The organism is Nocardioides sp. HDW12B (assembly GCF_011299595.1).
Lineage (GTDB): Bacteria > Actinomycetota > Actinomycetes > Propionibacteriales > Nocardioidaceae > Marmoricola_A.
On sequence record NZ_CP049867.1, the window covers coordinates 1152665 to 1165850 of the forward strand.

The 13186-nt window shown below is 72.8% G+C and carries 11 protein-coding genes, 1 tRNA gene and 1 pseudogene; 11 read left to right on the top strand and 2 right to left on the bottom strand.

The features are described 5' to 3' along the window. The first annotated feature begins 29 nt into the window (after positions 1 to 29). The 8 genes and pseudogenes from dusB (at position 30) to G7072_RS05545 (ending at position 8318) form a co-directional block, all read left to right on the top strand. The gene (gene dusB, locus G7072_RS05515) at positions 30 to 1154 is read left to right on the top strand and encodes a tRNA dihydrouridine synthase DusB (RefSeq protein WP_166084612.1); all 1125 of its coding nucleotides are present in this window, start codon (positions 30 to 32) and stop codon (positions 1152 to 1154) included. A gap of 263 nt (positions 1155 to 1417) precedes the next feature. Then, complete coding sequence (locus tag G7072_RS05520) at positions 1418 to 2317, top strand: SH3 domain-containing protein (RefSeq protein WP_166084613.1); 900 nt, start codon at positions 1418 to 1420, stop codon at positions 2315 to 2317. A 101-nt stretch (positions 2318 to 2418) separates the two neighbouring features. Continuing rightward, the gene (locus G7072_RS05525) at positions 2419 to 3708 is read left to right on the top strand and encodes a deoxyguanosinetriphosphate triphosphohydrolase (RefSeq protein ID WP_166084614.1); all 1290 of its coding nucleotides are present in this window, start codon (positions 2419 to 2421) and stop codon (positions 3706 to 3708) included. Then, a complete protein-coding gene (locus tag G7072_RS05530) occupies positions 3705 to 4619 on the top strand; it encodes a 2-hydroxyacid dehydrogenase (protein WP_166084615.1) in 915 nt (304 codons plus the stop codon). Before G7072_RS05525 ends, G7072_RS05530 begins: the two co-directional genes overlap by 4 nt. Positions 4620 to 4715: 96 nt before the next feature. Then, positions 4716 to 4898, top strand: a pseudogene (locus G7072_RS19985) (CHC2 zinc finger domain-containing protein); the annotation flags it as partial. A 417-nt stretch (positions 4899 to 5315) separates the two neighbouring features. After that, a complete protein-coding gene (dnaG, locus tag G7072_RS05535) occupies positions 5316 to 7628 on the top strand; it encodes a DNA primase (RefSeq protein ID WP_240917258.1) in 2313 nt (770 codons plus the stop codon). Continuing rightward, a complete protein-coding gene (locus tag G7072_RS05540; RefSeq protein ID WP_166084617.1) occupies positions 7628 to 8143 on the top strand; it encodes a hypothetical protein in 516 nt (171 codons plus the stop codon). Before dnaG ends, G7072_RS05540 begins: the two co-directional genes overlap by 1 nt. A gap of 99 nt (positions 8144 to 8242) precedes the next feature. Beyond that, positions 8243 to 8318: transfer RNA gene (locus tag G7072_RS05545), tRNA-Asn, on the top strand. Positions 8319 to 8391: 73 nt separating this feature from the next. Here the strand turns inward: G7072_RS05545 and G7072_RS05550 are convergent. Then, positions 8392 to 9150, bottom strand: a complete 759-nt coding sequence (locus tag G7072_RS05550) for a PIG-L deacetylase family protein (protein WP_166084618.1) — start codon at positions 9148 to 9150, stop codon at positions 8392 to 8394. Positions 9151 to 9422: 272 nt separating this feature from the next. Between G7072_RS05550 and G7072_RS05555 the strand changes: the two genes are divergently transcribed. Together G7072_RS05555 and G7072_RS05560 are read left to right on the top strand one after the other, a co-directional pair. Continuing rightward, positions 9423 to 10853, top strand: a complete 1431-nt coding sequence (locus tag G7072_RS05555; protein ID WP_166084619.1) for a DUF1800 domain-containing protein — start codon at positions 9423 to 9425, stop codon at positions 10851 to 10853. A 10-nt stretch (positions 10854 to 10863) separates the two neighbouring features. Next, entirely contained in the window at positions 10864 to 12165 is a 1302-nt protein-coding gene (locus G7072_RS05560) for a DUF1501 domain-containing protein (RefSeq protein WP_166084620.1), read from the top strand. Between the two features lie 153 nt (positions 12166 to 12318). Here G7072_RS05560 and G7072_RS05565 read toward each other — a convergent pair whose 3' ends face one another. After that, the gene (locus G7072_RS05565; RefSeq protein ID WP_166084621.1) at positions 12319 to 12609 is read right to left on the bottom strand and encodes a MerR family transcriptional regulator; all 291 of its coding nucleotides are present in this window, start codon (positions 12607 to 12609) and stop codon (positions 12319 to 12321) included. A 109-nt stretch (positions 12610 to 12718) separates the two neighbouring features. Here G7072_RS05565 and G7072_RS05570 point away from each other — a divergent pair, with 109 nt between their 5' ends. Then, positions 12719 to 13150 carry an HSP20 family small heat-shock protein gene (locus G7072_RS05570; protein ID WP_166084622.1) on the top strand — a complete coding sequence of 144 codons (432 nt, stop codon included), beginning with the start codon at positions 12719 to 12721 and terminating at the stop codon, positions 13148 to 13150. Positions 13151 to 13186: the final 36 nt, after the last annotated feature.

Genomic DNA, 13186 nt, shown 5'->3' on the forward strand with positions numbered 1-13186 from the left:
GCGGTGGGCCCACGGGGGACAATCGAGGCATGACGTCGCTGCAGCTCGGCCCCCTGGAGGTCGAGACCCCCGTGGTGCTGGCCCCCATGGCCGGCATCACCAACGCGGCGTACCGCCGGCTCTGTGCCGAGCAGGGGGCCGGGCTCTACGTCTGCGAGATGATCACCTCCCGCGGCCTGGTCGAGCGCGACGAGCACACGCTGGACATGCTGGCCTTCGACCCGGCGGAGAAGGTGCGCTCGGTGCAGCTCTACGGGACCGACCCGGCGTACGTCGGGAAGGCGACCGAGATCCTGTGCGCCGAGCACGGCGTGGCCCACGTCGACCTGAACTTCGGGTGCCCGGTGCCCAAGGTGACCCGCAAGGGCGGCGGGGGAGCGCTGCCCTGGAAGCGGGGCCTGCTGGGCGAGATCCTCACCGCCGCGGTGACCGCCGCCGCGCCGTACGGTGTGCCGGTGACGATGAAGACCCGCAAGGGCATCGACGAGGACCACCTGACCTACCTCGACGCCGGCCGCATCGCCGAGGAGACGGGCGTGGCGGCGATCGCGCTGCACGGGCGCACGGTCGCGCAGGCCTACTCCGGGCGCGCGGACTGGGACGCCATCGGCGAGCTGGCGGCGGCGGTCGACATCCCCGTCCTGGGCAACGGCGACGTCTGGGAAGCCTCCGACGCGCTGCGGATGGTCGAGCAGACCGGAGCCGCCGGTGTCGTCGTCGGCCGGGGCTGCCTCGGTCGCCCGTGGCTCTTCCGCGACCTGGCCGCGGCCTTCGCCGGTGAGCAGGTGGCGACGCTGCCGACCCTCGGCGAGGTGGCGGCGATGATGCGGCGGCACGCCGAGCTGCTCAGCGAGCTCATGGGGGAGGAGCGGGGGTGCCGGGAGTTCCGCAAGCACGTGTCGTGGTACCTCAAGGGCTTCGCGGCCGGCGGTGACCTGCGACGCGACCTCGGGCTGATCGACTCGCTGGCCACGCTCGACCGTCTGCTGGCCGAGCTCGACGCCACCGAGCCGTTCCCGGTCGCCGCGCTCGGGACCCCGCGGGGCCGCCAGGGGTCCCCGCGGCGCGTGGTGCTCCCCGAGGGCTGGCTCGACGACGCCGACGGTGCCGGTCTCGGCCTCGCCGAGGAGACGGGCGAGACCTCCGGCGGGTGAGCCAGGCCCCGAATGTCCTTGTGGACAGTCGACCAAGAACGCACGGATCCGTTGCCGACGCCTCCGTGGAGCGAGGAATCCGTGGTGCGGATGCGCCATACCCGGACGATCGAGGCGCTAGACGCTTGTGAAGCGAGGCACAAACGGGTGGCTCAACGTGACCTTTGCGCTCTCCTGGGGTTTACTCGTTGACCGTTGTGCCGACAACCGTCCACCCCGTCGTCGGCACGCCCCCTGCCCCCGATCGTCGAGGAGCTCGACCCATGCCCGAAGCGCGACACCGAGCGGACCACCGCTCCGCCGCGCGGAAGGGGCCTCTCGGAGCCCTTCTCGCCCCTGTCCTCGTCGCCACGCTGTTCGTGTCCGGACTCGTCGCGGTGAGCGCGTTCGCCCGCGCCGGCGACGACCCGGCCACCACCGCGACCGCTGCGCCGACCACCGTCACCTCGCTCGACGTCGACGCGATGGACGCCCGGCGCGACGAGCGACTCTCCCGGTCCGCCGGACGCTCGGTCCAGGTGGCCGACCGCATCGCCCTGCAGCCCACCGCCGTCGACCACGAGTTCGCCACCGCCCCGCTGAACATCTGGCGCGGCCCGCGCGAGCAGGGGCCGAAGATCGGCGTCCTGGACGAGCGCACCAAGGTCGCCGTCACCGGACAGCAGGTCGGCACCTGGGCCGAGATCCTGCTGACGAACCCCGAGCGCGGTCGCGTCGCCCGCTGGGTCAACGCCAGCTACCTGGCCGAGAACAAGCCGAAGCCGGAGCCCAAGGTCTCGAGCAACGGGTCGGGCTCGTCCGCCCCGGTCGCGACCGCCGGATGTACCAACGGCACCTCCGTCCCGTCGGGCGTCAGCCCCAACGTGGTCGCGGTCCACGAGGCCGTGTGCGCCAACTTCCCGGAGATCACCACCTACGGCACCTTCCGGTCCGACGGTGAGCACAGCCAGGGCCTGGCCATCGACATCATGGTGTCGGGCGACCGCGGCTGGCAGGTCGCCGAGTTCGTGCGGAGCAACTACTCCTCGCTCGGCGTCAGCTACCTGATCTACTCCCAGCAGATCTGGTCGGTCGACCGGTCCGGCGAGGGCTGGCGCGGCATGGAGGACCGTGGCTCCACCACGGCGAACCACTACGACCACGTGCACGTCACGACGTACTGACGCTCCTGTAGCCGCGTCACCGCGCGCCGGTGCCCGCTCGCCCACCGCGAGCCGGCACCGGCGCGTCTGCGTGTCGGGCCCGGGGCCTAGCATCGGCCCCGATGGACGAGACGGTGAGCGGGCCTGACGGCTGGTACGACGACGCGGACCGCGAGCGCGTCGTCCCCGAGCCGCCCAAGCGGGTCGAGGCCCCGGAGCGGACGGCGTTCGAGCGCGACCGCGCCCGCGTCGTGCACGCCGCCGGGTTCCGCCGGCTGGCCGCCAAGACCCAGGTCGTCGGGCCCGCCAGCGACGACTTCGTGCGCAACCGGCTGACCCACAGCCTCGAGGTGGCGCAGGTCGCGCGCGACCTGGCCCGGGCGCTGGGGTGCCACGCCGACGTCACCGAGACGGCCGCGCTGGCCCACGACCTCGGCCACCCGCCGTTCGGCCACAACGGCGAGCGGGTGCTCGCCGACCTGACCGAGGGCTGCGGCGGCTTCGAGGGCAACGCCCAGACCCTGCGGCTGCTGACGCGGCTCGAGTCCAAGACCGTCGACGCCGAGGGGCGCTCGGTCGGCCTCAACCTGACGCGGGCCACCCTCGACGCCTGCGCGAAGTACCCCTGGCCGCGCGGGGACGCCACGGAGCCCGACGGCACCTACGCCGACGGCAGCCCGCGCGAGATCCGCAAGTTCGGCGTGTACGACGACGACCGGCCCGTCTTCGACTGGCTGCGCCGTGGTGCGCCGAGCGACCGGCGCTGCCTGGAGGCTCAGGTCATGGACCTCAGCGACGACGTCGCCTACTCCGTGCACGACGTCGAGGACGGCGTGGCCGCCGGGAGGGTCGACCTCACGCGGCTGGACCCGGCGGCAGTGTGGGAGACGACCCGGGCGTGGTACCTCCCCGACGCCACCGAGGACGAGCTCGACGCCGTGCTCGCCCGGCTGCGGGCCATGGGCTCCTGGCCGACCCGGCCGCACGACGGCTCCCGCGCGGCGTCGGCGGCGCTGAAGAACCTGACCAGCGACCTCATCGGTCGCTTCTGCGGGGCGGTCCAGCAGGCCACCTTCGCGTCCGCCGACGGACCGTTCGTGCGCTATCGCGCCGACCTGGTCGTGCCGGAGGCCACCCGGGCCGAGATCGCGGTGCTCAAGGGGGTCGCTGCCCACTACGTCATGCAGGCCGACGACCGCATGGCGGCGATGGAGCGCCAGCGCGAGCTGCTCGAGGAGCTCGTGGCGTGCCTCGTGCAGCGGGGTCCCGAGGTGCTGGAGCGGGCGTTCGCCGACGACTGGGCTGCAGCCGGCGACGACACCGGGCGGCTACGGGCGGTGGTGGACCAGGTGGCCTCGCTGACCGACGCCAGCGCCGTCACCTGGTGGGAGCGGCTAGCGTCGCGGCCATGAGCGAACCCCTCGTCTGGCTGCCGTTCGACCCCAGCGACCTCGGCGACCCTCCCGAGGGCCTGCGCTACGAGGTCGTCGACCCCTCCGACGGGGTCCCGGGCTCCGTCTCCGACGTCGCCTTCTACGTGACGCCGTACCGGACCACCCCGGACGTGGCCGACGTGCTGCCCCGTATGACCTCGCTCGAGGTGGTGCAGACCCTCACCGCCGGGGTCGAGTCGGTGCGCTCGCAGGTGCCCGACGGCGTGACGCTGTGCAACGGCCGCGGCATCCACGACAGCTCCACCGCCGAGCTCGCCCTCACGCTGGTCCTGTCGTCCCTGCGGGGCGTCCCGGACTTCGTGCGGCAGCAGGACCGCCGCGAGTGGCGCTCGCCCTGGCGTCCGGCGCTGGCCGACAAGCGTGTCCTGATCCTCGGGTACGGCGCCATCGGTCAGGCGATCGAGGCGCGGCTGCTGCCCTTCGAGGTCGAGGTCGTCCGGGTGGCGCGCACCGCCCGGGACGGCGTCCACGGCCTCGACGAGCTGCCGGCGCTGCTGCCCGAGGTCGACGTCGTCGTGCTGGTGCTGCCGCTGACGGACGAGTCTCGTGGCCTCGTGGACGCGGGCTTCCTGGGCCGGATGAAGCAGGGCGCCCTGCTCGTCAACGTCGCCCGCGGCGGCGTCGTCGTGCAGGACGACCTCGTCGCGGCCCTGCACGCCGGGCAGGTGACCGCTGCGCTCGACGTGGTCGACCCCGAGCCCCTGCCGGAGGACTCCCCGCTGTGGGACGCCCCGGGCCTGCTGCTCTCGCCGCACGTCGGCGGACCCTCCAGCGCGATGTGGCCACGGGCCCACCGGCTGGTGCGCGACCAGCTGGACCGCTGGGCGGCCGGGGAACCGCTGGAGAACGTCATGACCGGCGACTACTGACCCCCGCCACTGACTCCCGCCGAGCCGTCGACCTGTTCTCCCCCAGGGCGGGCTCCCTGGGCGGGAGGTGGGGGTGGTGCCCCGTAGACTCGCGCCGTGGCTGGGCTGATCCGTGAGGAGGACATCGCGCTCGTGCGCGAGCGCGCCGACCTCGCCGAGATCATCGGTCAGTACGTCACCCTCCGCTCCGCCGGCGGCGGAGCCCTGAAGGGTCTCTGCCCCTTCCACGACGAGAAGTCACCGTCCTTCCACGTGCGCCCCGGTCGCGGGTTCCACTGCCTGGCGGCCGAGACCCGGGTGATCACCTGGGAGGGCGTTCGTCCCATCTCCGAGCTCGCCGGTGGCACGCACCGGATCCTCGGCCGCGACGCGCGGTGGCACGACGCGCCGTTCAGGTCCTACGGCACGCAGCAGCTGTGGAAGATCACCCTCACGCGCAACCGCCAGGTCAAGGAGCTGTTCGCCACCGACGGTCACCGTTGGTTCGTCCGTTCCGGCAAGGACCAGCTGTCGGAGCGGGAGGAGGTCACGACCTCGCTCAAAGCCGGCGACCGGCTGCGCAGCACCTTCCCGACGTCACGCATCAGCCAGACCACCCTCTCGCCCTTCGGCGTCGCTCACGGCTTCACGTTCGGCGACGGGACCCGGGCCAAGCGCGGATCCATGGCGCTGCTGTGCCCGCCCAAGGACGAGGTGATGCTGAAGTGGTTCCCCAACAGCGTGACCTCGGCCAGTGGGCCCAACCTCCTGGTCCACCACCTCCCGGGATTCTTCAAGAGCACGCCGTCGCTCGAGGAGTCGGCGCCGTACCTGCTCGGGTGGTTGGCCGGCTACTTCGCTGCGGACGGCTGCGTCGCCGCGGACGGGACCGTGATGCTCAACTCGGCGCGCCGCGAGCACCTCGAGTTCGTCCGCGCCCTGTGCACCCGGTTGGGGATCGCGACCTTCGGAATCACCACGCAGATGCGCGAGGGCTTCCCCGGCCGGGCTCCGAGCGCTCTTCATCGCGTCCATTTCGTCAACGAGGACCTGCCCGAGGAGTTCTTCCTCATCCCCGAGCACCGCGAGCGGTTCGTGCGCGCGGACAAGTTCGCCCGCAAGGGCTGGGTCGTGCGATCGGTGGAGGAGACCGACCGGGTCGAGGAGGTCTTCTGCGCCGAGGTGGAGGAGGGACACGCCTTCGTCCTCGAGGACAACATCCTGACGGGCAACTGTTTCGGGTGCCAGGAAGGCGGCGACGTCATCGCCTTCCTCATGAAGCACGACGGGCTCGCCTTCACCCAGGCGGTGGAGTACCTCGCCGACAAGACCGGCGTGCAGCTGCGCTACACCGAGGGTGACGGCACCGCCCCGCGCCGCGACCCCAACAAGCGCAACCGCCTCGTCGAGGCCAACCGGCTCGCCCAGGACTTCTACGCCGGCCGGCTCGGCCAGCCCGACGCCGTCAAGGCCCGGACCTTCCTCGACGAGCGCGGCTTCGACCGTGAGGCCGCCGACACCTTCGGGCTCGGCTTCGCCCCGCGTGACGGCGACGCGCTCTACAAGCACCTGCGCCAGAAGCAGTTCACCGACGGCGAGCTGGTCGCCGCCGGGCTCGTGGCCGAGGGGCAGCGCGGCCACTACGACCGCTTCCGGGGCCGGCTGCTGTGGCCGATCCGCGAGGTGTCGGGGGAGACCATCGGCTTCGGCGCGCGCCGGATCTTCGACGACGACCGGATCGACGCGAAGTACCTCAACACCCCCGAGACCGCGATCTACAAGAAGAGCCAGGTGCTCTACGGCATCGACCTCGCGCGCCGCGACATCGCCCGCGCTTCGCAGGCGGTCGTCGTCGAGGGCTACACCGACGTCATGGCCTGCCACCTCGCCGGCGTGCCCACGGCCGTCGCGACCTGCGGCACCGCCTTCGGTGAGGACCACGGTCGCGTGCTGCGGCGGCTGCTGCACGACCACGAGGAGTTCCGCGGCGAGGTCATCTTCACCTTCGACGGCGACGAGGCCGGCCAGAAGGCCGCCCTGCGGGCCTTCGGCGGCGACCAGCAGTTCGTCGGGCAGACCTACGTCGCCGTCGAGCCGGACGGCATGGACCCCTGCGACCTGCGGCTCAAGTCCGGCGACGCCGCGGTCCGCGAGCTGGTGGCCCGACGGACCCCGCTCTACCGCTTCGTGCTCGGCAACGTCGTCTCCCGCTACGACCTCGACCGGGCCGACGGCCGCATCGACGCCCTGCGCGAGGCGGCCAAGCTGGTCTCGTCGGTGCGCGACAGGTCCAAGGTCGACGCCTTCGCCCGCGAGCTCGCCGGCATGGTCGGCATCGAGGTGGAGGAGGCCCGCGCCGAGGTACGCCGTGCCTCGGGTCGCGCCGAGCGCGCCGCCCACGACCAGCGCACCGCGGCCGGGCCGATGCCGGGCTCCCGGACCGGCCAGGGGAGCGGGCGTGGGAGCGGCGCGGGCGCCTCCCAGGGCGGAGAGCACGCGGCACCGGTGGCGCCGATGCCGCAGATGCCCAACCTGCGCGACCCCCGCTTCAGCCTCGAGCGCGAGACCCTCAAGCTCGTCGTGCAGCAGCCTCTGCTGACCGCCCGCTTCAGCGGCGACCTGGCCGACAACGACTTCACCCACCCGGCCTACCTGGCTGTCTGGGAGACGGTCGCGGCCCTCGGCGGCCCGGGGTCGGCCGGGGACCCCGACACCTGGGCGGCCACGCTGCGCGACTCTCTGGTCGGGCAGTACTCCTCCGCCCAGCACCCCATCGTCTCGGCCTTCAACGGCCTGGTGGTCGAGCCGCTGCTGGCCGCGGGCGAGCCGTCGCCGACGTACGCCGCCCAGCACGTCTTCCGCCTGCAGGAGCTGACCGCGATGCGCGCCATCGCCGACCTCAAGTCCAAGCTGCAGCGGACCAACCCGGTCGAGCGCGCGGAGGAGTACAACCGCATGTTCGGCGAGCTCGTCGCCCTCGAGAGCCACCGCCGCACGCTGCGCGAGCGGGCGATCGGCGTCGACAGCTGATGGCCGGCCTGTTCTCGCGGGGGTCGTCCGTCCCCGACCCGGTCCGTCGTGCCGCCGGCGGCAAGGTGCTGGCCTGGGTGCAGGCCGAGGACGGCACGTGGCTGGCCGGCACCCGGGACGCCTGGGTGCAGGTGCCGCCGGAGGGCGAGCCGCTGCTGCTGCCCTGGGAGCAGGTCCACCGCGCCGACTGGGACACCGAGGAGCGCTCCCTCACCGTTGAGCGCGTGGAGGAGTGGGGCAGCCCGACCGCCCGGTGGACGCACCGCCTGAGCGAGCCGGGGTCCCTCCTGGTGCTGCTGCGCGAGCGGGTGACCGCCAGCATCGTGCTGCAGCGGCGGGTCGACGTACGCAGGAAGAAGGGCTTCACCGTGATCGCGCGACGACCCCCGGGTGGGGAAGGCTCGGTCACCTGGGCGCACCAGTTCGACCCGGGCGTGGACCCCGCCGACCCCGCCGTGGCCGCCCTCGCCGAGGCCGCGCTGGTCGAGGCCCAGGAGTCGCTGGGACTGCGCTGAGCGCGACGTCGTGCCCACAGCCGCCGAGGTGCCCCTCGATGTGCGGTGCGGGGGCTGAGTTGCTAACCTGTGCGGGCCGCGGACACGTCCGCCAGGCGATCCCCTGTAGCTCAATTGGCAGAGCATTCGGCTGTTAACCGGAGGGTTGTTGGTTCGAGTCCAACCGGGGGAGCCACCGGCACCGTCAGAGCCCGGACCCACCTCGGTGGGTCCGGGCTCGTCGCTCTCCCGGGGGTCCGGCCGGGCTCTCAGTCCTCGTCGCCGCCACCCCAGGTGAGGGAGTAGACCTCGAACGGCGCCGCGAAGGCGACACCCATCCGGCTGCCCGCCATCCGACCGAAGCCCTCGAGCATCTCGCGCTCGTCGAAGTCGGCCCACCCGAGACCGTCGATGTAGGCCCGGTGGGCCTGCAGCGAGGCCACCCCGACGTCGAAGGTGTCGGTGGTGTCGACGCCGTGCCGGGCGTCGGGGGAGCCGGTGGCCCAGACCGCGCGTGTGTCGCCCCACGGCTCGAGGCCGTCGACGAGCTGGTCGCTGAAGACCCAGCGGTTGCCGGCGTCGCGGGTGCCGTCGAGCACGGCCCGGCCGACCGCGATGTGGTCGGCCTGGTTGAGCGCGCCCGGTCCGAAGGTGTCGCGGAAGTTGCCGGTGATCACGATCTCGGGCCGGTGACGGCGTACGACGTGGGCGACCGCGGCCCGCAGCGGCAGGCCGTACTCCACCACGCCGTCGGGGAAGCCAAGGAACTCGACCTCCTCGACGCCGACCACGCGGGCGGACTCGACCTGCTCGGCCTCGCGGACGCGTCGGCACTCGTCGGGGGCGAGGCCGTCGATGCCGGCCTCGCCGCTGGTCACCATCACGTAGACGATGCGCTTGCCCTGGCCGGTCCAGCGCGCGACCGCGGCGGCGGCGCCGAACTCCATGTCGTCGGGGTGGGCGACGATCGCCACCGCGGTGGTCCAGTCCTCCGGCAGCGGCCGGAGGGGAGCGGGAGCCTCGGACATGGTGCCCTCCTGGGGGGTTTGCGGGACTTTCGTCCCGAATCGTCTCCGGTCGCCTAGTCTCGAGACGAGATCTGGGAGGACCTCACCCGGGACGTGCGACGTCGTACCTCCGGGACCGCACACGGACGCACCTGGGAGAGACCGTGGTTGCCGCTGACTACTCTGCCCGATACGAGCAGCTCGCGTCGCCCCCCGAGGCGCCCTCGCTGACGACGCCCCCACCGGGAGGCGCGGCCCGGATGCGGGCGGCCGGCACCGGTGCCGTGGCGCCGATGCCCCAGCTGTCCGCCGCCGACCTGCACCTCGTCCGCCGCTTCAGCGGCGGCCTCAGCCGCGGCCTGGCCACCGACGTGCGCCGTGCCGGCGGAGGGCGGGCCTGGCTCGTCGGCCAGCTGTCGCCGGCGTCCGTGGCGGACGCACCCGGGGACGACATCGACACCTGGTTCCCGAGCCTGAGCCACGCACCGAAACAGATCTTCGAGCGCCAGCGCTCCGACGTCCAGGGATCGTGGGAGGTCATGTGGGACCTCAGCCGGTGGACGGTGGCCCGGCGGATCCAGAGCCGCCGGCAGGTCCGCGAGGTCATGGTCGACTTCTGGTCCAACCTGCTGCACGTGCCGCTGGGCGACGACGTCGCGGCCTTCTGGCGCGTCGACTACGACCGCGTCCTGCGCGAGCACGCGCTCGGCAGCTTCGAGGACCTGCTGCGCGCGGCCATCACCCACCCGGCGATGGGGCTCTCGCTCGACAACGCGGTGTCGACCAAGGACAACCCGAACGAGAACCTCGGTCGCGAGCTGCTGGAGCTGCACACCGTGGGCCACGGCAGCGGCTACACCGAGGCCGACGTCAAGGCGTCGAGCCGGATGCTCACCGGCTACCGCGCCGACGTGTGGTGGCCGGAGTTCCGCTCGTTCTACGACCCGTCGGTCCACGCCACCGGGCGCATCGACGTCCTCGGGTTCAGCCACCCCAACACCGACGCCGACGGCCGAGCCGCCACCGACGCCTACCTGCGCTACCTGGCCCGCCACCCCGCGACCGCGAAGCGGATCGCCCGGCGGCTGGCGGTCCGGTTCGTCTCCGACCGGCCCTCCGCGGCCCTCGTCGACGCGGTCGCGGCGGCGTACCTGAAGAACGGCACCGCCGTGCGACCGACGCTGCTGGCGCTCGTCGACCACCCCGACTTCGCGGCCTCGGCCGGGACCAAGGTGCGGCTGCCCACCGAGGACTACGTGGCAACCGTGCGCGCGATGCGGGTCGTGCTGCAGCGCCCGGTCGACGACGAGTCGTTCGTCAACGCGATGTACTGGCAGTACGTCGGCTTCGGGCAGGCCCCCTACGAGTGGCCCGCGCCCGACGGCTACCCGGAGGTGGGGGAGGCCTGGACCAGCGCCGGACGCCTCCTCGGCGGCATGCGTCACCACGTGAACCTCGCCGCCGGCTGGTGGCCGGCCTCCCAGGCCCAGCGACCGAGCGCCGCCGCCTGGCTGCCCCCGTTGCCCGCGACGCTCGGGGCCGTGATCGACCACGTCGGCCGCCAGGTGCTGGGACAGCGTCCGACCGCCTCGATGCGCAAGGCGATCGCCACCCTGCTCGGGATGTCGCTGACCCGCCAGGTCGGCCGCGGCGACCTCTGGGACATGCGGGTCTACGCGATCATCGCCTCCCTGCTCGACTCCCCGACCCACCTGCACCGCTGAGGAGCACCCCATGACCACGGACTCCACCGGGTGCGGCTGCCCCGACTTCACCCGCACCACCCTCAGCCGCCGACGCTTCCTCGCCGGCGCCGCCGCCGGTGCGGGCGCCCTGACGACCGGGTCGCTGTTCGGCGACGCCCACCGCCAGGTCGCGTACGGCGCCGCGCCGGGCGGCAACGTCGTCGTCGTGCTGTCCCTGCGGGGCGGCTGCGACGGGCTGTCGATCGTCGTGCCCCGTGGGGTCACCGACCACGACCGGCTGCGCGCCCTGCGGCCGCGGATCGTCGTACCGCGCGAGAGCCTGCTCGGTGCGGACCCGGCCTTCGGCCTCCACCCGGCCTTCGCGCCCCTGGCCTCGATGTGGGACGACGGACGCTTCGGCGCCGTGCACGCCGTCGGGCTGCCGGCCCCCAACCGCAGCCACTTCGACGCGATGCAGACGATCGAGGACGCCGACCCCGGCACCTCGGAGCGGGTGGGATGGATCAACCGCACCATCGGTCTCGACGCCACCGCCGTGGAGGAGACCGCCGTCCAGCTGGGGTCCTCGCTGCTGCCGACGTCGCTGGTCGGACCCGCGGGCGCCATCGGGGCTGCCCGGGTGAACGACCTCGGGCTCTACGACCTCGGCGCCGGCCGCACCGCCCGGCAGGCGTCGCTGCAGGAGATGTGGGGCAACCAGGCCGGCCTGCTGGGGCGCAGCATGCGCGGCACCCTGGCCACGGTGAAGCGGCTCGAGCCGGCCGTCGCGGCGGCCGACGACGACGCACCGGGCGGGTCGTCGGTCCACGAGTCCGCCTTCCCCGAGGGCCCGCTGCGCAGCGTCCTGGCCAACACCAGCGCGCTCATCCGCGCCGACGTCGGCACCCGCGTGGTGACCGTCGACTACGGCAACTGGGACATGCACAACGGCCTCGGTGGCGCTGACCCCACGCGGGGGTGGATGGCCGACCAGGTCCGTCACCTCGCCGGCTCGCTCGCGGCCTTCTTCACCGACCTGGGCCCGGCGGCGTCGCGGGTGACGGTCGTGACGCTCAGCGAGTTCGGCCGCCGGGTGAAGGAGAACGGCGACAACGGCGTGGACCACGGCTACGGCAACGTCATGCTGCTGCTCGGCGCCGGGGTGAAGGGCGGCACGGTGCACGGGTCGTGGCCGGGGCTGGCCGACCTCGACGACGGCGACCTGCGCGTGACCCGCGACTACCGCAGCGTGCTGTGGGAGGTGCTGTCGACCCGGTTCCCCGACGTCTCCGGCAGCCGCGCCACGATCTTCCCCTCGCTGACCCCCGAGACCATCGGCGCCATGGCCTAGGCCCGTCTCCCCATAGCCGGTCCGCCCCGGCGCATGTAACGCGGGGTTATGGACGCCTCCCCAGGCGTACAACCCGTGGGAGGCGTCCACAAGGCTCGCTCGGTCGTGCCGCGAGCTCCGCAGACGCACCCGGTACGACGTACGCCGTGATGCTCAGGCGCGCTCGAGGCGACGGCGCAGCCGGGTGTTCTCCGCCTCGAGGTCGAGCACGAGCGCGATGCCGGCGAGGTTGACCCCGGCTTCGAGGAGCTCGACGATCCGGACCAGCCGGTCGAGGTCGTCCTGGCTGTAGAGCCGCGTGCCCCCGTCGGTGCGGTGAGGCTCGAGCAGCCCGCGTCGCTCGTAGACGCGCAGGTTCTGCACGTTCGTGCCGACGATGTCGGCCGCGACCGAGATGGCGTAGACGGCGTGGTGCCCGGGTCGCTGGCGTGCGCGCTGCGTCATCGCGGCTCCTGGGGTGGAAGGGGTTGAACCCCTCGCTGATGGTTCATATAATCTATATCAGACGTTACAGATCGCGGAAGGACCGCGACATCCGTTGGAGGTGAAGACCATGTTGATGAGGACCGACCCGTTCCGAGACCTCGACCGTCTCGCCCAGCAGGTGTTCGGCGCCGGAACGACGTCCCGCCCGGCCGTGATGCCGATGGACGCCTGGCGCGAGGGCGACACGTTCGTCCTGGAGTTCGACCTGCCCGGCGTGAGCCGCGAGAGCATCGACATCGACGTCGAGCGCAACGTGCTGACGATCCGGGCCGAGCGGCCGCGCCGCAACGGCGACTGGGAGATGCTCGCCAGCGAGCGCCCGACGGGCCACTTCAGCCGTCAGCTCGTCCTGGGCGACAACCTCGACCTGGAGCGCATCGACGCGTCGTACGACGCCGGGGTGCTGCTCCTGCGCGTGCCGGTGGCCGAGAAGGCCAAGCCGCGCAAGGTCGAGATCAGCGTCGGCTCGTCGGAGCAGAAGAAGTCGATCGACGCCTGACCGGAGCGGTCGACCGAGCCAGGGTTGTGGACGCCT

What these genes read in the sequence shown, in the direction of transcription:
- dusB (WP_166084612.1), top strand. Translation starts at nt 30, where the DNA reads ATGACGTCGCTGCAGCTCGGCCCCCTGGAGGTCGAGACCCCCGTGGTG.
- G7072_RS05520 (WP_166084613.1), top strand. Translation starts at nt 1,418, where the DNA reads ATGCCCGAAGCGCGACACCGAGCGGACCACCGCTCCGCCGCGCGGAAG.
- G7072_RS05525 (WP_166084614.1), top strand. Translation starts at nt 2,419, where the DNA reads ATGGACGAGACGGTGAGCGGGCCTGACGGCTGGTACGACGACGCGGAC.
- G7072_RS05530 (WP_166084615.1), top strand. Translation starts at nt 3,705, where the DNA reads ATGAGCGAACCCCTCGTCTGGCTGCCGTTCGACCCCAGCGACCTCGGC.
- dnaG (WP_240917258.1), top strand. Translation starts at nt 5,316, where the DNA reads ATGCTGAAGTGGTTCCCCAACAGCGTGACCTCGGCCAGTGGGCCCAAC.
- G7072_RS05540 (WP_166084617.1), top strand. Translation starts at nt 7,628, where the DNA reads ATGGCCGGCCTGTTCTCGCGGGGGTCGTCCGTCCCCGACCCGGTCCGT.
- G7072_RS05550 (WP_166084618.1), bottom strand. Translation starts at nt 9,150, where the DNA reads ATGTCCGAGGCTCCCGCTCCCCTCCGGCCGCTGCCGGAGGACTGGACC.
- G7072_RS05555 (WP_166084619.1), top strand. Translation starts at nt 9,423, where the DNA reads ATGCCCCAGCTGTCCGCCGCCGACCTGCACCTCGTCCGCCGCTTCAGC.
- G7072_RS05560 (WP_166084620.1), top strand. Translation starts at nt 10,864, where the DNA reads ATGACCACGGACTCCACCGGGTGCGGCTGCCCCGACTTCACCCGCACC.
- G7072_RS05565 (WP_166084621.1), bottom strand. Translation starts at nt 12,609, where the DNA reads ATGACGCAGCGCGCACGCCAGCGACCCGGGCACCACGCCGTCTACGCC.
- G7072_RS05570 (WP_166084622.1), top strand. Translation starts at nt 12,719, where the DNA reads ATGTTGATGAGGACCGACCCGTTCCGAGACCTCGACCGTCTCGCCCAG.